The organism is Streptomyces sp. NPDC089799 (genome assembly GCF_040684755.1).
Taxonomy (GTDB): Bacteria; Actinomycetota; Actinomycetes; order Streptomycetales; family Streptomycetaceae; genus Streptomyces.
Genome location: NZ_JBFBGR010000060.1, coordinates 1 through 24,451, shown reverse-complemented (window position 1 = coordinate 24,451; position 24,451 = coordinate 1). Strand labels below are relative to the sequence as shown.

Below are 24,451 nucleotides of genomic sequence, written 5' to 3'. Positions count from 1 at the left end.
ACGTCACCAGGATCAAGCTGCTGAAGAGACAAATGTATGGCCGCGCGAACTTCGATCTCCTACGGCGCCGCATCCTGCTCTCACCATGATCAAGAAGCTGCCACCCCCAAAATAGCGACAGAGCCAATTCTTGTGGTCGAGCACGCAGCGTGACTGTTGCCCCTCGTTGGATGTTTGACGAAGTCGCCCGAAAGTCGTCCTGCCTGGGTTGAGCGGGGTCGACAGTTCTGGCCCATGAACGAAGTACGGCCGCAGCTGGATGAGCTGCTGTTCGGGTCGATCGAGAACGTGTCGGTGGAGTTGGTCGAGGTAGCCGACACCGTCGTGCGCGTAGAGGCCTGGACCACGGCGCGGCATGTCCGGGCTGCGGGCGTTGATCAGGGCGAATACACGGCTCCTACCTGCGGTTTCCCCATGACCTGCCAACCGCTGGCAAGCAGGTCGTGGTGGTGCTGCGAGTGCGCCGATTCCTTTGCGTCGAGGCACCCTGCCCGCGCAAGACGTTCGTCGAAAAAGTGCCGGGGCTCACCCATCTGTTCGGCCGGCGAACGGAGCGGCTGCGTTCGACGCTGGTCGCGGTTGGGCTCGCGCTCGCGGGGCGGGCCGGCGGATGCTTTCGGGGTGCGAGTGAGCCGGAACACCCTGCTGAGGCTGATCACCTCGCTGCCGGATCCGCCCGCCTCCACGCCCCGCGTCGTCGGAGTCGACGAATACGCTCAGCGCAAGGGCCGGATCTACGGAACCGTGCTCGTCGACGTCGAGACCCGCCGTCCCGTGGACCTCCTGCCGAACCGGGAAACGGACACCCTCGCGGCCTGGCTGGCCGAAAGGCCCGGGATCGAGATCATCTGCCGGGACCGCGCCCCCTTCTACGCCGAAGGAGCCACCCGCGGCGCTCCGCAGGCTCTACAGGTCGCTGACAGGTGGCACCTCTGGCACAACCTCGGCGAAGCCGCCGAGAAGTGCGTCGTCCGACACCGCACCTGCCTGCGACCGCCACCGGCACCGGCACCGCTCGAACAGCCTCAGATAACACCGGAACCGCCCGAGTCATCGCCTTGGCCGACTGGGCACCGGTTCACGGAGAGGACCCGCGCCAAGCACGCCACCGTCCACGCGCTCCAGCCACCGCAAGCGGTCCATCGCACGGCAGCTCGGCATGGGCTTCAGCACCGTCCTCCGCTATGCCCATGCTGCGGAGCCGGAGCAGTTGTTCACCGGCCAGTGGCAAAACCGCCCCACCAGCCTCGACGCCTTCAAGCCCCACCTCGACGAGCGGTGGCAAGAGGGCTGCACCAACGCTTGGAAGCTTTGGGAGGAGATCACGGAACTGGGCTACCCGGACGGCTACAGCAGCGTTCGCGCCTACGTCAGCCGCAACCTACGTGGCAAACCCCGGCCGGTCGACCCCCGCCCGCCATCCGCGCGCACCGTCACCCGCTGGATCCTCACCCGCCCCGAAGCACTGACCGAGAGAGACCTGCCCATCCTCCAGCGATTCGCCCGAAACCTGGAGCGCGAGCTGGACGCCGTCACCGCCGGACTCTCGCAGCAGTGGAACTCCGGAGTCGTCGAGGGCCATGTCAACCGAATCAAGATGCTGAAGCGCCAGATGTTCGGCCGCGCAGGCTTCGAACTCCTGCGCAAACGCGTCCTGCTCGCCAGGTGACCTCGTATTCACACCCGATCCGGCTATCCGTGTCCCTCGTCGATCCTGCGGGGCATCACGCCGAGGATCAGATTCTCAAGGGCGTGCGGCATTGACCCGAAGCTGGCTACCCAGGCCTCGACAAGGTAGATCTCACTGCACTCGTCGATACCGAGAAAGAATCGGCCGTGATCGAGCTCACCGAGCGGGAAGAGCTCTTTCCCCAACTCGTCGCTCCACTCGGAGAACCGGTCGTCCTCTCCCCACGCCAGCTCTGGGTCCAGTTCGAACGGTTCGCGGGCACGGCTGATTCCCGGGCCACCGTGGCTCACCGTTAGCCCTCCGAACGCCTGCAGAAACGTCTGGGCAGCGTCGTGCATGACGATGCCGGCTGCTTCGAACATGGACCGCCAGCCAGTCGTGTCCACCCGCCTGCCAGGCGTCCATCCCGACGCCCCGAGGACCTCAAACACCTCCGGCGACCATTCGCCCACGACAGACTCAGCTCCCGCCAACTTGAAGTAGGAGGTGATCCTCTCAAACAACGCACCGAACGTACCGAGTGAGTACAGCGGGTGACCGCACCGCAAGAAGTGGACCAGAGCCCTCTTCGTCACTTCGTGATGCCGAAACCCAGCGACAGGTGCTCTCGCTTGAGACCTACGCAGCCAGGCCGGCGCTGCGGGGCGCGCAAGTGACCGGCGGCATGGGCCCGGCGTCGGCTCGGCACCGGTCGGTCAGTACCCGGTGGAGGTTCCGGTGAAGGCCACGACGACGGCGATGGCCAGCACCGTGAGGCCGGCGAACTTCCAGCCGGAGAAGAACCGGAAGCGCCGGTCGAAGGTCTCCGCCCGGCGGGCGATGTGTGCCTCCATTTCCGGGTCCGGTGTCCAGTCAGGACCGCGTCGCTCTTCCAGGAGGGACCGCAGGGCGGTGACTTCCGCCGGCAGGTTCGCCAGTTCGCGGTCGTCCACGCGGGGCAGCAGCACGCGGTGGCCGTCGGTGCGGTAGGCGTAGACACACGTCGCGGGACCCGGGTTCGAGACGCCGTTGACGTTGGGTACGGGCACTGTACGGATGTCGTGGATCTCGGTCCACGCCAGGCGAGTGCCACGGAGGCCCCGTACGGAGATGCCCTGGTGGTCGACCATCGTTACGCTGCGCAGACTGGCGGCCAGGAGCACGGCCATCACGCCGACGAGGACGGCCCCGATACTCAGCCTCACCCAGAGGGCAGCGGGCAGGGTCCAGAGCTCCAGCAGCAGCAAGCCCAGAGAGATCAGCACGGCGTTGAACCAACGGGCCTTGCCGCCCGGCTCGCCCCGATACGTGCGCGGCAGCGTGGTGTCCCCCACGTGCGCCCCCCTGTCTCCTCGGCCGGTCCGATGCGACGCCATGGTCACCAGCGCGGCCCGCGGACCCGAAGCCTCCGCAGGCGACTGTAGCCAAGCTGTTGCACCGGTCCCGCGGAAGTGGCCTGAAGCCGGTCGCCCCGCCGTTTGCAGGCAGGGCAGGCGGCGGGTCTGGTCAGGCCGGACCACGTCCGGCGCCCGCAGCAGTGAGTCGCGTTCGTCCTGGCTCAGCGGCTCGACCTCCGGGAGTCGGTCGTCGGCCGGCCGCCGGCGCACCCATGCCGAGTTGGCCTCGAACGCCGTTCGGCACAGGGCTCGCTCGGGGACAGGTGGCGAGGACGACCCAGGAGGCTGCAATGGGTGACGTGATCTCGGCGGGTGGAGTCGAGTCCGCACACCGACCCCCCGTCACGTCATCGTGGCCCCACACGGTCCGTGCTCCGGCGGCTCACACAACGGAGTTGCCGTTGCCAGCCCCTTCCTGGCGGCGGTCGGCCCACCGCGAGCCGGGGGGTTCGGGCCCAGCCCTGGGCTACACGGCCCGGTCAGTCAGCAGGCCGCGGGCCAGCCGGGTCTGCATCGCGGTCAGCCCCTGGACCACCGGGACTGCGGTGGCCAACATCTGGAACCCGCGGCTACCCGCGCCGGAGCAGAACCGGCCGTGGCCGAGCCATCCCACGAAGCCCCGCCTGGAAAAGACAGGGGCACGGCACGAGACGGGGCCGGTCAGCGTTCCCGATCATTCCATGGGCCGGCTGGTGACATAGAGGGTACGGAGGACGATGGCGGCGGAGAGAACCAGAAGGTTGCAACCCATCAGCCCGTACAGTCCGAGGTTCTCGCTCACGCGCGGCCCGCCGTCCCTTCCGAGGAGTTGGAGGCCCGCGAACCCGAGGAAGATCCCGACGAGGGCGTGCACCACCCGCCCTACCAGTTCGCCGACGACCCGCCGATCGCGGGGATCGGCGAAGAGCCGCACGTTCACCCCGAGCCGCCCCTCCTCGAGCGCACCGCCGAGGCGGTCGAGGCGGCGGGGCAGCCGTCGCAGGACAGGCAGCAGCGCAATCAGCTCGTCGCGAGCAGTGTCACGGGTACTCTGCGGTCCCAGCCGGTCGGTGACCCTGGCTGAGGCATACGTACGGGACGCCTCCAGCATGTTGAATCCGGGGGAAAGCCGGACCAGGGTGCCCTCCAGGGTGGCCAGGGCCCGGAACACGGCCGCGATCTCCGGCGGAACCGCCAGCCGGAAGTCGGCCACCAGACGGAACAGGTCGCTGAACATCTCCACGTCAGGCGCGGATCCGTGCCCCAGATGGCGGGCGCTGAACTGCCCGAGCGCGCGCAGCAGCCGCTGCTCGTCCACTTCCTCGGGGCGGTCGGTGATCTCCAGGAGGGCCTCGCGCAGGGCGATCGGATCGCCGCGGTCGACGGCGAGGAAGAGACCTCCCATGGCCTCGCGGAGACCGACGTCGATCCGGCCGACGGATCCGAAGTCGAGCAGGGCGGCCGTGCCGTCCGGCTGGAGCAGGATGTTGCCGGGATGCGGGTCCGCGTGGAAGACACCGTCCAGCATGATCTGGTTGAGCAGCGCGGTGAGCAGCGTCTCGGCCAACGTGGTGCCGTGTCGCTCGTCGTCGGGGACCGCCTTGCCGAGCGAGGTGCCCTCGACGCGGCTCATGACGAGGACACGCCCGGTGCTGAACTGCCCGTGCAGGACGGGGACGGCAACGCTGGAGTCACGGCGGGCCTCGGCGGCCCGGCGCACCGCGGTCATGTTGCGCGCCTCGACGCGGAAGTCCAGCTCCTCGCTCAGCGCGATGGCGAAACCCTGCGCCAGCTCGTTCAGCCCGAGACCGCGCCCCCAGGCGGTACGGACGGTCAGAGCAGCGGCCAGGCGCCGGATGATGTCCAGATCACGCTCCACGAGTTCCGGTATCCCCGGCCGCTGCACCTTCACAATGACCTCGGTGCCGTCATGCAAGACGGCCGCGTGCACCTGCGCGATGGAGGCCGCGGCCAGCGGGACGCGCTCGAAGGAGGCGAACAGGTCCCCCACCGGCGCTCCCAGGCTTTCCTGAAGCTGTGCCTCGACCTCGCTCCACGGCGCGGGCGGCACTTGGTCCTGGAGCAGACTGAGCTCCTCGACGTACACCTCGGGCAGCAGGTCCCGCCGGGTCGAGATCAGCTGTCCCAGCTTCACGAACGTGGTCCCGCCGGCCTGCAACGCCTGCCGCAGCTCCTTCGCGAGCAACTCGTGCCGCACCCCGGGTGCGCGCCGCCGCCCTCGCAGGTACGGCCCGAGCCCGTGCCGGGTGGCGATGCGCACGACCCCGGAGTACCGCCGCGCCCGCGCGATCCGCCCCCGCACCGACTGCGCCCACCCGAGCGGCCGTACGGCCCCCACGGGCACCACCATCTCCAGCGCGATGAGCACCACCATCGAGGTGAGCATGCCCACTCCGACCATCAGGGACAGCAGCGGGGCGAGCTCTCCGGACTCCTCCAGCCGGGGCCCGAACAGCAACCCGGACACCGCAAGTCCGCACGTCCCCGCTGCCGCGATCCGCACCACCCCCGCCCGTACCCCCAGCAGCCTCCGCCCCACCACCGCGGGCGCCACCACCACGAGTAAGAAGACGAGCATCCCGACCAACGCACCGGTGATCCACATGACGCCATTCAACAGCACGCGCGCGCGATTCCCCGGCCCTGGTCTTCTCGCCAAACGGACGAGAATGTACGGGACTTGATGAACCCGAGCTCTGGAGGCAACGCCGCCGGGCGGCCCGGAACCCCCACTGCAACAGGGGCATCCACGAGGCGGTCCGCGACGTCACGACCCGGGTGGACCATGCCGCCAGGGACCGGCCGACGTTCCACTACAGGGGCACGGCCCCTCCCATCCCACGACGGTCGGCTCCTGCCGCCCCTCGCCTGCACCCGTGAAGAAGAACCGTGGGCCTGGCTTCCGCCAGGACGATCCGCGGGCAAACGTGGTGGCTTCCACTCCTGAGTCCTCGCAGCCCAAGCGCAGAATAGCCGGGACGTTTGTCCGCTGAGCGCCTCATGGATTCGGCGTGCCCGCCCCGGGAGGGCCCCGACGCGTCGGTGCTCCGGGCAGCGGCCGCCAACCCCTCTGGCGGCCGCGCCTCGACGCATCCGTCCCGGGCCGGTTCCATGACAGCCGGCACCCCGGAGCAGTGCAGCGGGACCGGGCCGCTCACTCACCTCAAGGTGCCTGCATGGACATGCGGGCGGCCATCGAAGCCCTGACCGAGGAAGCCGAACGGCAGATCCGCGACCACCTGGCCATCGCCCTCGCCAGCGTCCACGGACGCCTGGCCTGGTTCCTCGGCGCGGCCGCCACCGCACTCGCCCCCGTCCTGCACTGGCGCGCCCTGCCCGATGAGCACGGCCCCACCTTCGACGCCGTCAAACCCACCCCCCAGCAGTACACCGACGCCGAAGACGCCATCCGCCGCCTCCACACCACCCTCACCCACATCACCACCTGAAGGCCACTCTCGGTGCCCGAGAGTCCTGACGGCCGCCGCTCCAGGCGCCCGGCTGCACTCCGGATGCACCTCCGTGCCGCCGGTCGGGGCGGGCAAGTCCGCGTGGCGGCGCCAGTTGACCACCGCCACCCGCCCCACCCCCGCCATCCGGCTACCTCCGCGAGCAGCACCCGATCCGTGTCCGGGTTGAGCGGGGCCAGGGCCGCGAGGGGAGCGGTGGCCAGGACTGCACGTCTGATCACCCGCCGGGGGCCGAAACGTCACTGCAGCCAGCCGACCCTGCCACGCGTGTGCGCGGCCACCCCGATCCGCACCGTCTTACGGTGGCGCGACACCTACGAGAAGGGCAGGGTCGTGGACCACCGCAGCAACGGCGAGGACGAGCACGATGTGATCGACCTGCCGTTACCTGCGCTCCTTCACCCTCGACGGCACCGACCACCCCAGCCACAGGGCCCGGGGGCCGGGGCCCGGGGCCCGGGCCCCGGGGCAGCATGATCCGCCGCTGCATCGTCCGGCGGGACAAGAACACACCGACAACGACCTCAAGGCCCTGGTGAGCAGGGCCAACGCCGCCTGACCTGCCACGGCGGCAGACGGCGTCACCACAGGTGCAGAAAGCTCCGGACGTCGTCGTAACCGTCGACGGCACGGCCGTCCACGTCCGCCGGGTCAGTCTCGGCCCGCGCCGAAAGCGACTGCGCCAGCGCGAGGGCTTCATCGCTGAGGCGCCCAAAGCGTCGAGCGGTGTGTCCCAGGCACAGGCCGGCCAGCCCGAGCAACGGACTCCCCGACACAGCCCGCATCCCCACCTGCACGCACCAGTGCTCGACGAAATCCGCGTCGTCGTCGTTCAACGCGGTCCCGACCAGGACTTCGGCGGCCTCACTTTCCGCCGAGCGGTCACGCAGAGCACGCTCCAGCGTCTCGACCACCACCTCGTGAGGCAGCGCGGGAGGGTTCTCGAAGCTCAGATGAGAATGCACCCCGCGAGCCTACGCGGACCCCGTCCAACAGCGACCTGCGATGCCAGGCGCTCCGGCAACCGCACGTCACGAGTCCACCTGTTTCGTGCCCTCGGGCAGCGCGGTCGACCTCGCGGACTTCGGACCTGGCGCCCCCGGAGGCCACTCGCCCGCGCAGCTCACCGAAGGTCGCCCGAGGAGAGCTGCCGGGCGGGCGGATAGCGTACGGGCATGGCGATGACGGAGAAGCAGCGGGTGCTGTATCGGCAGAGCAGCGGGTTCTGGCGGATGACGGCGAAGTGGGTTCTGTTCTTCGGGGTCCTGTCCCTGCTCGACGGCGGGCTGCTCCGGTCGTGGGGCGACGCGCTGGTCTGGCCCATGATCGGGATCCTGCTGTGGGTGCCGTTCGGGATCGGCGTCGTCTGGTACCCGAAGAAGGAGCAGCGGGTCACGCTGACGACACATGAACTCCGGGTGCGGCGCAAGCGGCTGCCGATGGAGAAGGTGAACCTGCTGCACGTGGCACGGCTGTGGCTGGAGGGGCGGTCGACCGCGGACGGCGGCGAGCCGGTACCGGAATGGACACGGTCCGAGCGGGTGGTGTGGGTGCCGCTGCTGGACGGGCGGGCGTACGGCGTGGAGTTCCGCGACCCGGCTGCGTTCGCCAAGGTTTTCGGCGCGTTCGCGGTCGCGGCGTGCGGCGGGCCGGACATCGTCCGCGCGAGGGCCGCGGCGGAGACCTACCCGGAGCCGCGCCCGACGCGACCCCGCCGCACCGCTGACGACAACAACGGCTCCTGGCCGGACCTCCTGGAAATCTTCGACTGAAGTCGGCGGGGCGCGGGCCGGAGTCTCAGCGGTAGTCCTCCGGATGGTCCTGCATCCAGAGGTTGATCTTGTCGCGGGTGCCGAAGAGCAGGGTCTGGTTGTTCTTGAGGTGACTGGCCCGCGCGCTCGACGGCGTCGACACGACGCGGCGCGCCCCGGGCCGGCGCGCGGCCTGATCGGTGCCGAGCGGCACATGCCCGTCCCGGAGCGCGGACCGGTCCCGGCGCCGGCCCGGGGCCGCGGCCTGATCGGGGTGGACATCCGGGAAAATCCATATCCCCGCCGAGGTAGACCAGCAGACCAGCAGACCGGCACGAACGAGTCGGCCGACCGCCGAGGCGGTCACCCGCGGGCGGCATCGGGGAAGCGGGACGCCGAGGGCCTCGGTCAGCCGCTCCGCCGCCCACCCCGCACCCACCGCACACGGCAGCGCTGCGTGGACGACCTCGGGGTCAGCGGCTTCCACCACCGCCCTCGGCCACCGCCCGCGGCCACCGGTTCGGCCCGGCATCCGCCGGCGGGACCAGGCCGGTACCGGCCGCCCACCAGCACCCGCATCCGCATCCGCATCCGCATCCGGCCCGCCGCCTGCCCCCCTCGTCATAGCACCCCGGATACACCCTCACCCCGTCACTGATCGCCTCCGGCCACTGAGTGAGACTTCGGCCTACCGCTCCAGCGCCGGGCAGTTCGGCGCGTCGCCGGCGCCCCGGCGGCGCAGGGCCAGCAGGATCAGCAGCGTGAAGGCGGCGAACGCGGTGCCGTGCGGGCTAGTTGAACGCCTCCCAGCGGTCCAGGACCTCCGCGTGGTCGAGGGGCGCCGAAGTGACGGCCCACTCCTTGATCCGGCCTTTGATGGGAACGTTGCCGAGCCGGGTTATCAGGAAGGACACCAGTACCAGCAGCCCGGCTCCGCCGGCCAGTCGCCGCGGGGTGCCGCAGCTCATGACGGCCAGCGTTGCGGAGCTGAGCGCGGACAGCGCCATCGCCCCCTGCATGGTGATCCCGTTCATCTCCATCAGCCGGGTGTGGAAGGACAGCCGCATCTGGAGCGGCACCGCGTCGAACGTGGGGAGGAGGTTGGCCGCGCCGTAGCCGAACGCGCCGGCGAGGGCGCCGGTGGACAGGAGGGCAAGACCCATGACGAGTCGGATGCGCATGTGCAGTACCTCGGGGGACGGGGAGGACGAGGGCCATGGAGTGTGACGGAGGGCGCGCACGGTTCACCGGGGTGGCGCCGCGCTTCAGGTGGTGTTCGGCTGGACCATCTTCCGGCCGGCGGTGCTCCCGCCGTCCACGGTGATGGACGCACCGGTCATGTACGGGAAGTCGTCGGAGGCGAGCCCGAGCACGGCGCGCGCGATCTCCTCGGCGTCGGCCATCCGTTCGAGACCGTCGACGTTGAGCGGCCCCCACGCCTGCTTGTACCTCACCCAGTCCGCGTCCGAGATTCCCGGCGGGCGAACGAAGGGGGTGTCGGTGGTGCCGGGCAGCAGGGCGTTAATCCTGATCCCCCTGGGTCCGTAGGCGAGCGCCGCGGACTTCACCAGGCCCTGCACCGCCCGCTTGCTCGCGGTGTACGCGGCGCCGTTCGGCCGCGCCTGTTCGGCCGCTGACGAGGAGGTGCAGATGATGACGCCGCGCTGCGCCTCGAGCATGTGCGGAATCTCGTACTTGATCGCGAGGAACACTCCTCGGGCGTTGGTGGCCTGGACGTCGTCCCATTCCTCGACGCTCATCTCGTGGGGCGGTTTGCCGCCGCCGATGCCTGCGTTGTTGAAGGCCACGTCGATGCCGCCGTAGCGGCTCGCGACCCGGTCGACGAAGGCGCGCACCTGGGCGTCCACGCGTACGTCGGCCTGGACGTACGTGGCTTCGCCGCCCGCGTCCTGGATCTCCCGTTCCAGTTGGCGCCCCAACTCGGCCCGCCTGCCGCAGAACCCGACGCGGGCTCCTTCCGCGGCGAACGCCTTCGCCGTGGCCCTGCCGATGCCCGATGTGGCACCGGTGATGAGCACCGACTTTCCTTGGAAGCGGCCGCCCTTGGGGCGGGCCCCCGACCGGGCTCCGGCCGCGTGGGCGGGGGTGCCGAAGGCCACGCTCCCCAGCCCCAGAGCGGCCGCAGCACCGCCGAGGAGGGACCGCCGCCCCACGGCGGCGGATTCAGCGTCCGCGTCGGCAATGGTGTCCGTATGCACGTTGCTATCCATGACGATCATCCTCGTGGCCCGTCCCGGGTTGGCAACTCCGTCCGCAGGGCGGACATCACGGCCGGTGGGAGGAGGTGGCCTCCTCCCATGGCAGGACCCCGGGCCCACGGGCACCCGCCTATCGTGGGTGGCGTGAACCGACCTTGGATCGAACCGGCATTCGACAGAAGATTCGCCACCATACGGATCCTGGTGCTTGCCGGCGTACTGGTCGGGTACTCGCTGCTCTTGCAGCGGCCCTCCGGGGTGCGCGACTGGGGCTTCGCTGCAGCCGGGCTGGTGCTGTGCCTGGTCGCGGGCAAGTGGGTGTTCGGCGCGCTCCTGGCGCAGTCGGGTCTGCTCGTCGCCGCACACGCGCTGGGCTCGGGCACCGTTTCCTCGTTGAAGGTGCTGGCCGCCGTCACGCTCTTCGAGCTGGCGGTGCAGCGGTCCGGACGCCGCCTCGCCGCCGGGACGGCAGCACTGGCGCTCGCCGTCGCCGTAAACCGCTTCGAAGAGCTGCCCGGGGGTCTTCTGCCGGTGGTCTACAAGATGTGCATCGTCGCAGGGGTGCCGCTGCTCATGGGCGCGTACGTACGTGTGACCCGCGATGCCGCACTTCGCGCGCGGGAGTATGCGCAGCAGCAGGAACTCCGTGCGGAGCAACGGCTCCTGGCCGGCCGCGCGGCGGAGCGTACCGCCATCGCACGGGAGCTGCACGACCTCGTCGCCCACCATGTTTCCTCCATGGTGCTGCGCGTGGGTGTCGCCCGGCATGTCATCGCCGCCACCAGCACCCCGGATCCGCGGATCACCGACGTCCTCGACGACCTGCACTCCAGTGCCGGCGCGGCACTGACGGATCTGCGGCGCCTGGTGGCCGTACTGCGCGCCCCGAACCGGACCGGTCCGGACATCGGCAGCCTGGTCACGCCCGGGGCACTGCCGGCGGCACTGGAGTCGGTGGTGGAACACATCCGTCAGACCGGCCTGACCGTGACGGCTTCCGTGGATCCCGGTGTCGCTCGGCTCGACGCGGTACGTGGTCTCGCGGTCCTCCGCCTGGCCCAGGAGGGCCTGGCCAACGTGGCCAAGCACGGTGGGCCCGGCGCACACGCCGAGCTGACCGTGCGAGTGGCCGATGACGCCATACACGTGACGATCCAGGATGACGGGGCCGGAAGGGCCCGACCGCCGGCGGCGCGCCCTTCCGGCCACGGCTTGATCGGCATGCGCGAGCGGGTGGACCTGCTCAGCGGCCGACTGGACGCGGGCCCCGCGGCCGACGGCTGGCGACTCACGGCCGAACTGCCTCTCTCCGCAAACGACGTGGAGCCCCGACTGTGATCCGTATCCTCGTCGTCGACGACCAGCAGCTTGTCCGCATGGGATTGCGGATGCTCTTCGAGCAGACTCAGGACATCGAGATCCAGGGCGAGGCGGACAATGGGGCGGAGGCGGTGCGACTGGCTGAACGCCTTGCTCCCGACGTCGTCCTCATGGACCTGCGGATGCCCGGCATGGACGGCATCACGGCCACCCGCCGCATCCTGGCCGCGCGCCCTGCCACCCGGGTGGTCGCCCTCACCACGTTCGACGACGACGACCATCTGTATCCGGTGCTCGCGGCCGGAGCCTGCGGCTTTCTCGTCAAGGACACCCCACCAGCCGAAATCCTGGGAGCCGTACGCCGGGCGGCCGGCGGTGAGGCCCCCTTCAGCCGGGAGGTTCTTGACCGCCTCGTCGCGCACGCCCTCCGCACCCGTTCCCCCTCGGACACCCCTGCGGACATCCCGGTGCCGGCCATTACCCCGCGCGAGCGGGAGGTACTCGGACTGCTCGGCGGGGGCCTGTCCAACAAGGAGATCGCCGACCGGCTGCATCTCGGGGTCACCACGGTGAAGACGCACGTGGCCAGCCTGATGGCGAAGACGGGCCGGGACAACCGCATCCGTCTCGCCGTTCTCGCCGTCCTCACCGGCATCACTTCGGACTGACCCGTCCCCTGCGTTGCAGGGACCACGACGCCCGGGCCCCAACTCTGCCCGGGGCCATCGTCGTCCCGCAGGGCCAGGCGCTGGGCCGGCCGGCGGGCCGGCCAGCGCCGGTCACGACCGGACCGTGCGCCGCCTGCCGCCTTCTCTGCACCTCTTCACGGCCCCCGCGAGGGTGGATTCAGTGCAGGTCGAAGGTGTAGCCGTGCCCTTCCCCGGCCGGGTAGGCAAAGATCCGGAAGTCGCCCCACCTGCCCACCGTGATTGCGGTGGTGTCGTCGCTGGCCACGGTGAACAGCAGGCGGCACGGGGCGCCGCAGGTCAGGCAGAGGATGTCGTAAGGGTCGGTCAGGTGCCAGGTGCGCCACCCACCGAACTTGATCCCGGACACCTTGGTGATGACATCGCCGCCGTCCCCGGTCGCCTCCACGTACTCCCGAACGGCCTTGACGAGATCTTTGTCCGGCAAGGTCTGCGGGTAGGGGAAGTCGACGAGGGGTACCGGGGTGAGCATGCACGGCGCCGGCGTGTATCCGAAGTCCGGGTCCTCCTGACGTACGGGCAGCGGGGGCGACGCAAGGATGCGCGTCAGGTCCGCGCTGTTGCGCCAGCGGATCTCCGCGACCGGGCTGACGTCGGCGTGCGGAGCCGGCGGATCCCAGTGCACGTTGGGGCACCACAGAAGCTGGAACACGTCTTTGCCCTCGGGCCACCAGTCGCCCGGTGCATCCTTCCGATGCACCAACGACCGCCACCATGGCGGTCGTTGGTGTCCCGGCGCCGGACGAGCCGGTCGGCGAGCACCTGAGGGGCGTCCGTGCGGCCCGCGAATCCCTCCACCCGGGTCAGCTCGCTCAGGGCGGCGGCCTCCACCAGGCGGCGGGCGGCCGGACGGTCCAGCCGCGCCCACACCAGGTCGACCGGGGCCAGGACGGCCTGCACCTTCTCAGGCGGCGGCACCCTCCCCCCTGCTGTCTGCCCTGACTCGCACGGTCCACGACCGCACCGGAGCTCCGGCCACAGGCCCGCGGCCGGGATTCTCGCTGCTCGTCGACGGGGACTTCTTCGGCTGTTCCCCGCGGAGCGGGCCGCCGGCACCTATGAGGCAGATGCCCTTATTGCGGGCAGGAAAGCGGGGCGAGGCCTGCGCTGGTGAACACATAGCTGACTGATCGTTTGTCTGGTCCCGGATAGGAGACGACGACGGCGGTCCCGTGGCTGTTGGTTCCGCCGTACTGCGGTGTCATCTGTGTGTACGCGCGTCCGCGCAGGTCGGCGGCCCAAGTCGCAGTGGGATCGGTCCAGGTGATCACATCTCCGGCGACATGGACCCAGTCGATGGCACCCCCCTCGACCACCATGACCGGCGTCGGCCATCCGGCCCTCCAGGCGTACAGATTCTTGTGGCCTGCTCCGGTCCACGCCCAGGTGGTCCCGTCGCTCGCCGCGGCCGGTGAGCCGTCAGCGGCGGCCAGCGCCGCGGGGAGGCTGCTCGGCGTGCCCTGCGCGGTAACCGCAGCGAGCTTCGTGGGGGTGTCGATGGCGAATGCCTCTGGCCAGACCAGCGTGTCTCCGGCGAAGAACGAGGGTGCCATGCGCCCGGTGTGCACGATCTTGTCGGTCGCCGAGGTGAGATCGTAGAGATGGACCTGCCGCTGGACGTCGGTGAGTTTCTGGTCCTTGGTCCCGTCGCTCACTCCCTGGACCCAGGTCGCCTTACCGTTGTTGACCCAGGGCAGCATGAACGGGCCGGGCACCGGGTTCCCGTCGGGGCCGATCTGGGTCTTGGCGATGCTCTTGGGGGCTCCGCCGGCCTGGGAGTCCCAGGCGAACAGCTCCCACTTGGAGCCGACATCGTTTGAGGCCAGGACGTTGAAGACCAGCCAGCGGCCGTCGAAATCAGCCAGGCCGAGGCCACCCTGGCCGGAGTTGGGAGGGGTGTAGATCGTGGTGCGCTTGCGACCCTGGTCACGCAACCAGACCAAGGTCGCACGGCCGTCGCGCTTGCTGGCGGCGATCACTGAGGAGCCGTCGGGCGCCACGGCCATCGGGTCCAAAGACTCGCCCTGCTCCGCCTGGAGCATGCCGTCGGTCTGGGCCTGCTTCCAGGCGGCTGGGGTGTCCACCTTGCAGAACGGCTTGCCGGAATCGGCCGGGGGCACGGAAACGGACGGCTGGGAGGGTGCTGCGCTGCTCGGGGTAGGAGACCCTGCCGTCGCCTCGGAAGTGCGTGGTGCCGGCGAGCACCCGAAGGTGCTCGCCAGCGCCACGCCTACCGCTGCGATCAGCAGTTTCCTACCAGTTGTAGCCACGGCCGCCCATGATCGTCACGAGGGTGGCGTTGGGCATTCCGCTCCGTGAGGGCACGCTGGACCACACGGTGGTTGCCGAGTCCAGGTAGGCCGCCCAGTCCCCGTCGTAGCCCTGGAACGGGAACCAGTGATAGATCGTCGAGCTGTTGTTGGGGTGGCCGACGAGGTGCGGGCCGTTGTGGACCTCCATTGCGTTGCCGACCAGGGAGGCTCCGGCATTGGTGTCGCCTATGAGGCGGTTCTTGAATTCGGCGACGTGCGTGCTGTTCGGGGTGTAGGGCAGGTTGATCCTGACATAGGGGAACCCGCCCGCCTCGTCGTTCAGCTGCTTGCCCATCGCGTCCACGCCGGTACCGCCGTTGTTCGGCGTGATCCCGATCCAGCGGGCGAAGGTCCCCTGGTCGTGGTTCCAGATACCGCGCATGCCCAAGGCCATCACCAGCGTGGCGGGCCCGCAGTAGTTGTTGTACCACTGGCCCTGATGGGTGTTCGGGAGCATATTGCTGGTCGCGGACGTCACGGCCTTCGGTTTATGCGCCGTCATGTACGCGTCTTTCGCCTTGAGTTCGGCGGCGGTGGCGTTTCTGCCGCCCCAGCCGTCCTTGGATTTGTCGTTCCGGTCGTCGCCGGCGGCCTTGGCTGCCCCGACCTCCTGCGCGGATAAGGTTCCGAGCGTACCGGCACCGGTCGAGGAAGGGGAGTCTGCCGAGGCGGCCTGCGGGGTGACGAGTCCGGCGACTACGAATGCGGCCAGCACTCCTGCTGTGGTGGCCTTCGCTGCAATTCCCATGATGCCCTTCAGTTGGTTGGGCGAACGTGAGGGTGGGCGTGTTGACAAGCGGCGCCGCGCATGCCCGGCGATCGGGCGCGCCCGGGCGGACCCCTTGGTACGGACTGGTCCCATCGGACAATGGCCTAGTGGCAAGTGCTGTCTTGGCGCAGATCGGGTGGCGGCCAACATTGATGGCAAAATCGGCCAATCCGTCACCGATCAGCAGGGACGATAATCCGATACCCAGGGTTTCCGAACAACTCGAATCCCCCCTTCAGTGGAAGCGCCGATCCTTGCACGTCGAACCTGTTGAAGGGGTTTGATGTTGGCCGATAAGTTCCAGTCTCAATTGACCCGACTGTCCGAAACCGATTACTTTCTGTGGACCACTCGTTCGCCGCGCAACGACGCCTCGCCAGCGAGAAACCGGAGCTTCCGATTTTGCCATCAGCGTTCGCTTCCGGATGAACCGGCCCGGCAAGCCCGGCGGGACACCCGTCACCCCCTTCTGCAACTTCATCAGCGAACTCTGGCATCACAGGAAGCTGTGCGGGAGGCAGCCTTCCGCCTGCCATCATCAGGAGGTCATCTCATGGCATGCGCCAGCGGCTACAGATGAGGACTTTGAGGGTCGAGGCGAGGGAATTTTCCCGTCGCATATCATGATCAGATAGCGCGAGATCCACGCCTCGCCGAGGAGGTAAAGGCGATCATCACAAATCGGAGCAGCCCTCAGGGGTAAGTCGCGCCCTTCCGGCCTCGGAACAACACTCCAGTTCCTTCAGTACACAGCTTCATCCGGACGAAGTCCATGGGTGCGGCAGCTGGTTCCCAGCGGACCTTCACTTCGTGTCAGGCGTGGGGTCGAGCGAGCCGCCTCCGAGGTCATGAACATGACCGAAAGACGTTGACCTGCTGTGCGCCGCCCGGCCTGGTGGTGCTGGACATCACCGGCGGGGTCGAGGACACCATCCGGGCCGTCATGGCCACGCTGGAAGAGCGCTGGGCGACCTCGGGCACCGCCCCCATGCGTCGAGATCCCGGTGAGCCCGGGGTCCGGGCCCGGATCTACGCCGACGGGCTGCGCCCGGGACGGGACGGCCCGGAGCCGCAGTGCCTGGGCAAGCCCTCCTCATGATGGGCTTGCCCAGGGTCGCCTCAGGCGAGGCGCCTTGGCCCGGAGGCCGCCTGACGGCGACCAGCCCGCGGTCGTGCGGACCGGCGCCAGCTCGCCGAGACTCATTCCGCAATAAGGACAGAATCTGACCTAATCAGCGCCTACAGTCACGGCATCGGCCGGGATGCGGTATCCGCGGCGGGAAGGAAGGGAAACATCCATGCTGCGAGGTCTTGCCACCATCAGTTTCTGGGCCGCTGATCTGTCGGCAGCGAAGAACTGGTACACAGAACTGCTCGGTGTGGAGCCCTACTTCGAGCGGCCGGGGTACGCCGAGTTCCGTCTCGGGGACTACCAGCACGAACTGGGGCTGATCGACAAGCGCTACGCGCCCACCGGCTCGGGGACCGGGGCAGGCGGTGCTGTCGTGTACTGGCATGTCGATGATGTGAACGCGGCTCTCGGAAGGCTGCTGTCCCTGGGGGCGAAGGAGTACGAACCGCTCACGGAGCGGGGCGTGGGGTTCGTCACCGCCTCCGTGACCGATCCCTTCGGGAACATCCTGGGCGTGATGCACAACCGGCACTACCTCGATGTGCTGGGCGCGCGCCGGTAACAACAGGGGTACGGCGAGGGTAATCCCCGGTCGGGCGGTGACATACGAGGGGCCGTACGGGTTGGGTGAGGTGTGGAGCTGACCTGGGCCCGTATGGCCTGCTGCCATCCTGCCCTGTCCGGCATCTCCCGCGCACACCTCGGCCAGTTGCTCGAAGAAATCGCCCCGAAGTGCGTTCCGGGAGTCGGCGCTCCACGAGCGGCGCGGTAGGGACCGCAGGCGGACAGCCGGCGCTGGGCCCGAACGGCGGTTGGTGTTCCCCGACCGGCTCCTGGTCACGCTGGTCCACCTGCGGCTGGGGCTGCCGCATGCCGCGCTGGCCGAGTTGTACGGCGTGGACCGCTCCACCGTGTCCGCAGCGGTCCGGGAGGTCCGCCGCCCCGGTCGCAGGGCGTTCGTGTCCGGCAAGAAGAAGCAGAACACCATCAAGACCACCACGTTCAGCGACAGCCAGGGGCGGACGCTGTTCAGCGGGGTGATCAGGCCAGGCCGGATGCACGAGCAGACCGCCGTGCGCACCGAGGGCATCGCCGAGCAGTTCCGCCTCCACCCGCAAGTGAAGGCCGAGGTCAACGAGGGCTATCGGGACCTGGCCAATGAGTTCCCCGCCCAGGTCTGCGCCCCGCCGAGGAAACCGAAGGACGACGCGCCGCTGGGCGAGCACCACGTCTGGCGCGAGCAGCGGCACCGCCAGTCCTCTGCCCGGATCCACGTGGAGCACACCAACGCCGAGTTCAAGCAGTGGCGCCCGCTACAACGGTTCACCGGCTGCCGCGAGACCTACGCCGAGCCCCACCTCGCGATCGCCGGACTCGTCTCCGACCGCTCCGCCCGGCGGGTTCCCACCACTGCATGGCTACGCGGCCCGGTCGGTCAGCAGGCCGCAGGCCAGCCGGGTCTGCATCGCGGTCAGCCCGTGGACCACCGGGACTGCGGTGGCCAACATGAATATCCCAAGTGCGGTGTTGAAGCCGATGTCGGCCGCCCGCGAGGAGCTGCCGAATATCAGCTCCACCAGTCCCTGGTCGTCCGGCCCCTGGGGCAGGGACCACGACCAGGCGCCGTAGAACAGCTCGCCGACACCGCCGAGGGTCCACGTCAGCGCCACGCTGAACGTGGTGACCTGGAACGGAAAGGCGACGACCAGACAGGCCAGGTCGCGCCAGGACTGCGGTTCGCGCACCGCGCGCAGCGCCCCGGCCCATCCCGTGCCGACCTGCCGGGGGTGCTGCGACGGCAACGGTCGGCCCGTGACGGCCGTCACCCTCCGGCGTTCCATGTCGGCCAGGGCCCGGACCGCACGCAGAGTCCCGGCCAGGATCGGCAGTCCGATCCAGACCACGAGAGTGGACACCCCGAGGGCGAATCCGGTCACCGCGAGGGTGAACCCCGCCACCCCGAGGGGCAGTCCGGACAAGAGGTACCCCATCTCCCGGCGGAACCGGTGGACAACGGGCACGGTGGACGCTTGCGGGACGGTGAGAAGTGAAGATGCCTCAGTCATGGGTCTACGATCCCGGTTTTGCATGGCTGCGCCCCAGCCTGCTACCTGGACACCGGGGGTAGGGCTTGCCCCACCCCCTCGGTACGGGTCACACCGGGCTGGATCACGTTGACGCGCCGAGGGGCCGCTGGGGAAGAGACAGCCACCGGGTCAATCGGATCAGGTTCCCGCCGGCTGTGCGATTGCTTCTCTGCGGTAGCGGCCGGGCGGGAGGCCGCGTTCGCGGGCGAAGGCCCGGGAGAAAGTGAACTCCGAGGTGTAGCCGACCGCCTCGCCGATGTCGGAGACCAGCCGGTTGGTGTCGCGCAGCAGCCGGGCGGCCAGGGTGATCCGCACTCGGGAGAGATAGGCCAGCGGTGACACGCCGACCAGCTGCTTGAACTGCCGGGCGAAGGCCGGGCGGGACATCGCCACGTCGTGTGCGAGGGATTCCACGGTCCAGGGTTGCTGTGGCCTCTCGTGCATGAGGGAGAGCGCGGCACCGATGCGCGGGTCGCGCAGCGCCGTCAGCCAGGACTGTGGGGCGGATTGCGGGTCGGTGTCCGCGGTGTCGAGCCAGGCGCGGATGACCTGGACGAACAGGACGTCGGTCAGTCGGGCGGCGACGGCCCGCGAGCCGGGCCGCTCCTGCGTGCTCTCGACGGCCAGGAGCCGGATGATTCCCTGGAGTTCGGGGTCGGCGCTCATGCCGGGGACATGGATCACCGTGGGCAGGGCGGACAGGACCGGGTGTTGCGAGGCGTCGTGGTCGTAGTCGAACTTGCCGCAGACGATGCGTACGACCGGGCCGTGGCCGCCGAGGTCCAGGATGCCGTCGCGGCCGACCGGGTGGGCGGCCTCCAGCTCCGCGTACGGCACGGCCGCCTGCTCCGGGCTGCCGGCCAGGTGATGGGGCTCGCCCTGCGGGAGCAGGACGACGTCCCCGGGCACCAACTGGCGTGGCGGCTGCTCGGCCACGCGCAGCCAGCAGGTCCCCTCGGCGATCAGATGGAATCCGGCAGTGCCCAGCCGCTCCAGGCCGCAGCCCCACCCCGGGCGGTTCGTCACCGGCTCCTCCCGAGGCTTCGGCCGCCAGTTCGTCGAAGCAGCCCTGTCCCGCGGGGACAAGGTGGCCGCAGTCCCTGGCCCAGGAGGTCTCCGGCCTCGGGATCAAGGTCACCCTGGTCGAGCCCGGCGCCTACGCCACCGACTGGGGCGGCTCCTCCGCCGTCTCTGCCGACCCGCTCCCGGTCTACGAAGGCGTGCGCGAAGCACTGGGCGCGTTCATGCAGACCCTCGACTTCGGCAGCCCAGCCGCCGCGGGCGCCGCGCTCCTCAAGGTCGTCGACTCCGACAACCCCCCGCTGCGCGTCTTCTTCGGCACCCAGGGCAACGACATGCTCCCGCAGGTCTACGCCGACCGCCTCAAGACCTGGGCCGACTGGCAGGACCTCGCCATCGAGGCCCAGGGCAGCACCCCTGCGGCCTGAACGGGCCCCGCATCCGTCCTGACGTCCACCGGTGTGCCCCGGCCATCCCGCCCGAGACCGGCGGCCCCTTTCACCGGCGCCACGTCACCCGTCCCCGACCAGGAACGACACCCATGAAGAACCTCTTCGAGCCCTACTCGCTGCCCTCCACCACCCTCAACAACCGTGTCGTCATGGCACCGATGACCCGCGCCCGCCGCCCCGACCACGTCCCCGGCCCCGACACCGTCGAGTACTACCGCCAGCGGGCCGGCGCGGGACTGATCATCACCGAAGGCGTCTTCGTCTCACCCCAGGCCCAGGGCTACTCCGACGTGCCGGGCCTGTGGACGGACCGGCAGAAGGCCTGCTGGGCCACCGTCACCGACGCAGTGCACGACGCGGGCGGACGGATCTTCGCGCAGCTGTGGCACGTGGGACGGATGTCCCACACCTCCCTCCAGCCTGCCGGAGCGGCACCGGTAGGCCCCAGCACCCTGCAGGCCCAGGCCCACGCCTGGGTCCAGGGAGTCGGATTCCTCGACGCGAGCAGGCCCCGGGCTCTCGGGACCGACGAGATCCCCCGCCTGACGGCCGACTTCGCCGACGCGGCGGCCCGCGCGATCCAGGCCGGCTTCGACGGAGTCGAGCTGCACGGCGCCCACGGCTTCCTCTTCGAACAGTTCCTCAACCCGCACGTCAACGATCGCACCGACCGATACGGCGGCTCCGCCGAGAATCGCGCCCGGTTCCTCCTCGAAGCGCTCGACGCCCTCGACGCCCTCATCGACCGCATCGGCGCGCAACGGGTCGCCGTACGTCTCTCGCCGTTCACCCGCGCCAACGACCTGCCAGCCGACGGCCAGGCCGAAGCCATGTACGCCTACCTCACCCCGGAACTCACCCGCCGCCACATCGCCTACGTCCACCTCAGCGGGACCTCCACCTGGGCAGCGCGGCTGACATCCCCGAGAACTTCCTCAAGACATTCCGAGCCGCCTACGACGGAACGACCCTCCTGGCCGGCGGCCTCGACCGCACCCGCGCCGAAGAACTCATCACCTCCGACCTCATCGATCTCGCCGTCTTCGGCAGGCCGTTCATCGCCAACCCCGACCTGGTGAAGCGAATGCGCCACGACCTGCCGCTGGCGACCCCGGACCCCGACACCTTCTACGGCGGTGGCACCGAGGGCTACACCGACTACCCGCACCATGACGGCGGGGCCGCGTGAACCGGCTCCATCCCCGGCTCGGCGCGATGAGAACCCGTTGTTGTTCCGAGCTTGATGGCTGGGTTTTGGCTGTTGAGAGTGCGCGTCGTTCAGTGGAGGCAGGGATGCGACGCCTGTTTCTCGTTGCACATGTGGTGGCCGATGGTGTCGGTGCCTGGTCTGCCGGAAACGAAGGAGCCGGGTAACAGCTCGTTCGGGGCGCTGGTGGCCGGCCTCGTTCGCGACTGTCCCGGCAGGCCGCGACCGCGAGGGCGACGGCGATGTGCGTCTTACCGGCCCCCGCCGGACCGAGCAGAGCGGCGGTCGTCGTGGACGGCCGGTTCCTCGGACAGGACCAGGCCGAGGAAGTCGAGGTGGCCCGTCTTCCGCTCGTCGGGCCCGCGTGCCGGAGTCGCAGCCGGTGGCGAGAGCGAGGATCGCGACCGCCGCGATTGCAGCACCGCCCGTGCTGCCACGGAAGACATCCGTCGTAGGTGCCTGGGCGATCAATGGAGCAAGCCTTGCCCGTATGGCTGTTGACGAAGTCGCTTTCGCCGGACCGGGCAGCCGGGCCGCTTTGACACCTCAAGCACGTCACCGTCCCGGGCGACGCTGAATCACGGCATGGCATCCTCCTCGCACCCGAGCCATCGGCGTCGCCGAGTTCCTGGTGCATCCGGTGCGGGTCGACCCGGACGTGGGTGGGGGTGAACTTCCGGATCTCGTTGTAGCCCTTGGACGTGACTCCGACGATCTGCTCGCAGGGGTTGACGCCGGGGGCCTTCTTCGCCCTGCCGCCCAGGCGCCCGCTGTCGCTGTCGCTGATCACTTCGGGCCCGGCGGCATCGGCCCGGCTGCAGCGTTCAGGACGTTTCCGCAGACCGGCCATCTCGTCGTACCGGGACGCCGGGCGCGGCCCCATCCGCGCGATGCGCAGCGTTCCTCTCTGCGGGATCCGCCTGGAGGTGCGCCCATCCGCCCCGGCAGGGAGAAGAGGTCGAATGACGAGCTCAGCGGCACAGCGCCACATCGACGAGTCGTTCAACCCGCTTCAGGGGCGCCTCGTCGGCCGGCTGCGCGGTCACCGCGACCGCGATCGCGCGACCGTCGTCCGTGACCCCGCCCCGGGTCTCGTAGCCCGGAATGCTGCCCCCGTGGCCCCAGTAGAGGCCACCGCACGACAGCGGCCAGCTCGTGATGCCAAGTCCGTAGCGAGCGCCGGGCCCGAAGGTGGCATCCGCCGGCACGGTGGTGCGCATCTGCGCCAGCTGGGCCGCGGGCAGCAGGCGGCCGCCCAGGAGCGCGGTGAAGAACTGGTTGAGGTCGGAGTTGGTGGAGATCAGCTGACCGGCAGCCCAGCCCCACGAGGGGTCCAGCTCTGTGATGTCCTTCAGCGGGCCGCCCGCAGACTCACGGTAGTAGCCGTGCGGATGAGGCTCCCGGATGCTCGTGTCGCCGGGTGCGGGGAAGTAGGTGTGCCGCAGCCCCAGGGGCTGGATGATGCGTCGCTCCAGTTCCCTGGCGAAGGGCCGGCCCGTGACCTTCTGGACGATCAGCCCGGCCACCACGTAGTTCGTGTTGCTGTACTCCCATTGCGTGCCCGGCTGGAAGTGGCCTTCGTGCCTGAGGGCAATGTCGACCAGGTCGCGTGGTTCGTAGTAGCCGGGCTGCAGGTCGAACTCGGTGTAGTTGGGCAGCCCGCTGGTGTGCTGGAGGAGCCGGCGGACCGTGATGCGGGCGCCGTCGATGCGCTTCCCGTGGAGCAGACCCGGGAGGTGCTTCTCGACCGGGTCGTCCAGGCCGATCTTCCCCTCCGCGACCAGTTGGAGCACGACCACCGCGGTGAAGGTCTTGGTGTTGCTGCCCACCCGCACCTGCCCGTCCCGGGGCACCTTCGAGCCGGAGGCGAGGTCGCCGACCCCAGCGGTGTACGAACGGACCCGGCCGTCACGCCCCTTGACGGTCGCGAGCGCGGCCGGCAGGCCGTCCCCGCTCACCAGTGTGTCGAGTTCGTGCTGCACGGTGTCCGGCCGGGCGACGGCAGAGGCCACCGGTGGTGCCAGTGCCCCCAGCGTCAGTGCGCCGGCGGCCACCGCAGCCGCCACCGACACCATCGTGCGCCGGCTGCCCTGCCGCCGCCCGGTCAGCCGCCGCCACCTCGCGGTCTGCGTCCGCTCGCGCATGTGTCAACTCCTCCTGGATCGGTCGAATCCAGCGGAATGTTCCGCTGGATCCAGCCTGCCCGGGGAGAGCCCTGGGGGCGATCACGCCTGCCCCCAGGGATGTGGTGGGGGTAGCCCCCGCAACGGATGACCGCCAAGGCGTCTGTTCCGGGTCACGTTGGGTCCGCCGCTGCGTTCCCGGCCGCCGGAGGGAGGTGCCCCCACTGCACGGACCCTCTCCCCGGCTTTGCGGTGCGGCACGGCACCGGACGCCGGACGCCGAGCCTCTCCCCCTGTGACTCAGGTGTTCGCCGGCCTGCCGGAACACTTCCAGGCGCGGTGGTACGGTCCGGCCGACCGCGCTCAGCCGCCCGTTCTGATCGGAGCGGGCGAGGACGAGGAGCCCGGGGCGGGGCAGAGCGTCGGCCGGGTGGGCGGGTTTCGTGGTCGCGGGCCAGGGAGCCGGGCGGCTCCTTGCCGCCGGCGGACCGGCCGCGTCAGGCCGCGCCGCACGTGGCGGCATGCCGGCCCCGACGGTAGCGACCGGAGTCTTCGAGGACTCTCTCACCCCGTCCAATGTGGCCGCACACGCTCCACCGTCAAACACGCCGCTCGGGGCCGGTCGTCTACGCAGGTGAATTCGGGTTGGAAATGCGCCCCGTTTCTGCGCACCGCGGAGAGAGACTCTCGGCGTCGATTTTGTCGATCGTCCGTGCCGGAAATGAAAACGGCGTGGCCGGGGGCCCCGGGGGGGGGCCGCCCCCCCCCCCGCGGGCAGCGCCCCGCGGGGAAACAAGAAACCGCCCCATAAAAGCG

General features: G+C 69.8%; 21 protein-coding genes and 3 pseudogenes. 10 read left to right on the top strand and 14 right to left on the bottom strand.

Going from position 1 to position 24,451, the window contains the following annotated elements; translation table 11 throughout:
- Positions 1-234: 234 nt before the first annotated feature.
- A pseudogene (locus AB0O36_RS36000) lies at positions 235-1,663 on the top strand (transposase); the annotation flags it as partial.
- A 29-nt stretch (positions 1,664-1,692) separates the two neighbouring features.
- Here AB0O36_RS36000 and AB0O36_RS35995 read toward each other — a convergent pair.
- The 3 genes from AB0O36_RS35995 to AB0O36_RS35985 all read right to left on the bottom strand — a co-directional run bounded on the left by AB0O36_RS35995 (position 1,693) and on the right by AB0O36_RS35985 (position 5,644).
- Positions 1,693-2,193 (bottom strand): SUKH-3 domain-containing protein, encoded by a 501-nt coding sequence (locus AB0O36_RS35995; protein WP_365117987.1) that lies wholly within the window; start codon positions 2,191-2,193, stop codon positions 1,693-1,695.
- Between the two features lie 192 nt (positions 2,194-2,385).
- Complete coding sequence (locus tag AB0O36_RS35990) at positions 2,386-3,003, bottom strand: PH domain-containing protein (protein ID WP_365117984.1); 618 nt, start codon at positions 3,001-3,003, stop codon at positions 2,386-2,388.
- 736 nt (positions 3,004-3,739) lie between these two features.
- Positions 3,740-5,644: an AarF/UbiB family protein gene (locus AB0O36_RS35985; RefSeq protein WP_365117982.1), complete on the bottom strand. Its 1,905-nt coding sequence runs from the start codon at positions 5,642-5,644 to the stop codon at positions 3,740-3,742.
- Between the two features lie 598 nt (positions 5,645-6,242).
- On the opposite strand from AB0O36_RS35985, the gene AB0O36_RS35980 reads away from it, so the two are divergent.
- The gene (locus AB0O36_RS35980) at positions 6,243-6,515 is read left to right on the top strand and encodes a hypothetical protein (RefSeq protein WP_365117980.1); all 273 of its coding nucleotides are present in this window, start codon (positions 6,243-6,245) and stop codon (positions 6,513-6,515) included.
- Between the two features lie 602 nt (positions 6,516-7,117).
- Here the strand turns inward: AB0O36_RS35980 and AB0O36_RS35975 are convergent.
- Positions 7,118-7,501, bottom strand: a complete 384-nt coding sequence (locus tag AB0O36_RS35975) for a hypothetical protein (protein ID WP_365117979.1) — start codon at positions 7,499-7,501, stop codon at positions 7,118-7,120.
- A 210-nt stretch (positions 7,502-7,711) separates the two neighbouring features.
- Here AB0O36_RS35975 and AB0O36_RS35970 point away from each other — a divergent pair, with 210 nt between their 5' ends.
- Positions 7,712-8,308 (top strand): hypothetical protein, encoded by a 597-nt coding sequence (locus tag AB0O36_RS35970; RefSeq protein ID WP_365117977.1) that lies wholly within the window; start codon positions 7,712-7,714, stop codon positions 8,306-8,308.
- Between the two features lie 25 nt (positions 8,309-8,333).
- Here the strand turns inward: AB0O36_RS35970 and AB0O36_RS35965 are convergent, their stop codons facing one another.
- The 3 genes from AB0O36_RS35965 to AB0O36_RS35955 form a co-directional block, all read right to left on the bottom strand.
- The gene (locus AB0O36_RS35965; protein WP_365117975.1) at positions 8,334-8,501 is read right to left on the bottom strand and encodes a hypothetical protein; all 168 of its coding nucleotides are present in this window, start codon (positions 8,499-8,501) and stop codon (positions 8,334-8,336) included.
- Between the two features lie 577 nt (positions 8,502-9,078).
- On the bottom strand, positions 9,079-9,468 hold the full coding sequence (locus AB0O36_RS35960) for a DUF1772 domain-containing protein (protein WP_365117973.1): 390 nt from the start codon (positions 9,466-9,468) through the stop codon (positions 9,079-9,081).
- An 84-nt stretch (positions 9,469-9,552) separates the two neighbouring features.
- Positions 9,553-10,518 carry an SDR family oxidoreductase gene (locus tag AB0O36_RS35955; protein WP_365117971.1) on the bottom strand — a complete coding sequence of 322 codons (966 nt, stop codon included), beginning with the start codon at positions 10,516-10,518 and terminating at the stop codon, positions 9,553-9,555.
- Between the two features lie 132 nt (positions 10,519-10,650).
- On the opposite strand from AB0O36_RS35955, the gene AB0O36_RS35950 reads away from it, so the two are divergent.
- Both AB0O36_RS35950 and AB0O36_RS35945 read left to right on the top strand, forming a co-directional pair.
- Entirely contained in the window at positions 10,651-11,844 is a 1,194-nt protein-coding gene (locus AB0O36_RS35950) for a histidine kinase (protein ID WP_365117970.1), read from the top strand.
- On the top strand, positions 11,841-12,494 hold the full coding sequence (locus tag AB0O36_RS35945) for a response regulator transcription factor (protein ID WP_365117966.1): 654 nt from the start codon (positions 11,841-11,843) through the stop codon (positions 12,492-12,494). The genes AB0O36_RS35950 and AB0O36_RS35945 overlap by 4 nt, the downstream gene beginning before the upstream one ends.
- A gap of 178 nt (positions 12,495-12,672) precedes the next feature.
- Here the strand turns inward: AB0O36_RS35945 and AB0O36_RS35940 are convergent, their stop codons facing one another.
- The 3 genes from AB0O36_RS35940 to AB0O36_RS35930 all read right to left on the bottom strand — a co-directional run bounded on the left by AB0O36_RS35940 (position 12,673) and on the right by AB0O36_RS35930 (position 15,593).
- Positions 12,673-13,185, bottom strand: a complete 513-nt coding sequence (locus tag AB0O36_RS35940; RefSeq protein WP_365117964.1) for a hypothetical protein — start codon at positions 13,183-13,185, stop codon at positions 12,673-12,675.
- A 421-nt stretch (positions 13,186-13,606) separates the two neighbouring features.
- Positions 13,607-14,617 (bottom strand): hypothetical protein, encoded by a 1,011-nt coding sequence (locus AB0O36_RS35935; protein ID WP_365117962.1) that lies wholly within the window; start codon positions 14,615-14,617, stop codon positions 13,607-13,609.
- A 169-nt stretch (positions 14,618-14,786) separates the two neighbouring features.
- On the bottom strand, positions 14,787-15,593 hold the full coding sequence (locus AB0O36_RS35930; RefSeq protein WP_365117960.1) for a hypothetical protein: 807 nt from the start codon (positions 15,591-15,593) through the stop codon (positions 14,787-14,789).
- Between the two features lie 889 nt (positions 15,594-16,482).
- Between AB0O36_RS35930 and AB0O36_RS35925 the strand changes: the two genes are divergently transcribed.
- From AB0O36_RS35925 to AB0O36_RS35915, 3 genes and pseudogenes are all read left to right on the top strand, one after another.
- Positions 16,483-16,713, top strand: a complete 231-nt coding sequence (locus AB0O36_RS35925; RefSeq protein WP_365117958.1) for a DUF6207 family protein — start codon at positions 16,483-16,485, stop codon at positions 16,711-16,713.
- 199 nt (positions 16,714-16,912) lie between these two features.
- The gene (locus AB0O36_RS35920; RefSeq protein WP_365117956.1) at positions 16,913-17,308 is read left to right on the top strand and encodes a VOC family protein; all 396 of its coding nucleotides are present in this window, start codon (positions 16,913-16,915) and stop codon (positions 17,306-17,308) included.
- 253 nt (positions 17,309-17,561) lie between these two features.
- A pseudogene (locus AB0O36_RS35915) lies at positions 17,562-18,020 on the top strand (transposase family protein); the annotation flags it as partial.
- Positions 18,021-18,164: 144 nt separating this feature from the next.
- Here the strand turns inward: AB0O36_RS35915 and AB0O36_RS35910 are convergent.
- Complete coding sequence (locus AB0O36_RS35910; protein WP_365117954.1) at positions 18,165-18,812, bottom strand: sensor domain-containing protein; 648 nt, start codon at positions 18,810-18,812, stop codon at positions 18,165-18,167.
- A gap of 159 nt (positions 18,813-18,971) precedes the next feature.
- Positions 18,972-19,859 (bottom strand): cupin domain-containing protein, encoded by an 888-nt coding sequence (locus tag AB0O36_RS35905; protein WP_365117951.1) that lies wholly within the window; start codon positions 19,857-19,859, stop codon positions 18,972-18,974.
- 194 nt (positions 19,860-20,053) lie between these two features.
- On the opposite strand from AB0O36_RS35905, the gene AB0O36_RS35900 reads away from it, so the two are divergent.
- Both AB0O36_RS35900 and AB0O36_RS35895 read left to right on the top strand, forming a co-directional pair.
- A complete protein-coding gene (locus AB0O36_RS35900) occupies positions 20,054-20,281 on the top strand; it encodes a hypothetical protein (RefSeq protein ID WP_365117948.1) in 228 nt (75 codons plus the stop codon).
- Between the two features lie 113 nt (positions 20,282-20,394).
- Entirely contained in the window at positions 20,395-21,384 is a 990-nt protein-coding gene (locus tag AB0O36_RS35895) for an alkene reductase (protein ID WP_365117946.1), read from the top strand.
- Between the two features lie 339 nt (positions 21,385-21,723).
- On the opposite strand, the pseudogene AB0O36_RS35890 reads toward AB0O36_RS35895, so the two are convergent.
- Together AB0O36_RS35890 and AB0O36_RS35885 are read right to left on the bottom strand one after the other, a co-directional pair.
- A pseudogene (locus AB0O36_RS35890) lies at positions 21,724-21,868 on the bottom strand (ATP-binding protein); the annotation flags it as partial.
- 615 nt (positions 21,869-22,483) lie between these two features.
- A complete protein-coding gene (locus AB0O36_RS35885; protein WP_365117989.1) occupies positions 22,484-23,587 on the bottom strand; it encodes a serine hydrolase domain-containing protein in 1,104 nt (367 codons plus the stop codon).
- Positions 23,588-24,451: the final 864 nt, after the last annotated feature.

Bases quoted from the DNA above. Each gene is read 5' to 3' on its own strand.
- AB0O36_RS35985 (WP_365117982.1), bottom strand. From the start codon at position 5,644: ATGCTCGTCTTCTTACTCGTGGTGGTGGCGCCCGCGGTGGTGGGGCGG.
- AB0O36_RS35980 (WP_365117980.1), top strand. From the start codon at position 6,243: ATGGACATGCGGGCGGCCATCGAAGCCCTGACCGAGGAAGCCGAACGG.
- AB0O36_RS35970 (WP_365117977.1), top strand. From the start codon at position 7,712: ATGGCGATGACGGAGAAGCAGCGGGTGCTGTATCGGCAGAGCAGCGGG.
- AB0O36_RS35960 (WP_365117973.1), bottom strand. From the start codon at position 9,468: ATGCGCATCCGACTCGTCATGGGTCTTGCCCTCCTGTCCACCGGCGCC.
- AB0O36_RS35955 (WP_365117971.1), bottom strand. From the start codon at position 10,518: ATGGATAGCAACGTGCATACGGACACCATTGCCGACGCGGACGCTGAA.
- AB0O36_RS35930 (WP_365117960.1), bottom strand. From the start codon at position 15,593: ATGGGAATTGCAGCGAAGGCCACCACAGCAGGAGTGCTGGCCGCATTC.
- AB0O36_RS35920 (WP_365117956.1), top strand. From the start codon at position 16,913: ATGCTGCGAGGTCTTGCCACCATCAGTTTCTGGGCCGCTGATCTGTCG.
- AB0O36_RS35910 (WP_365117954.1), bottom strand. From the start codon at position 18,812: ATGACTGAGGCATCTTCACTTCTCACCGTCCCGCAAGCGTCCACCGTG.
- AB0O36_RS35895 (WP_365117946.1), top strand. From the start codon at position 20,395: ATGAAGAACCTCTTCGAGCCCTACTCGCTGCCCTCCACCACCCTCAAC.
- AB0O36_RS35885 (WP_365117989.1), bottom strand. From the start codon at position 23,587: ATGGTGTCGGTGGCGGCTGCGGTGGCCGCCGGCGCACTGACGCTGGGG.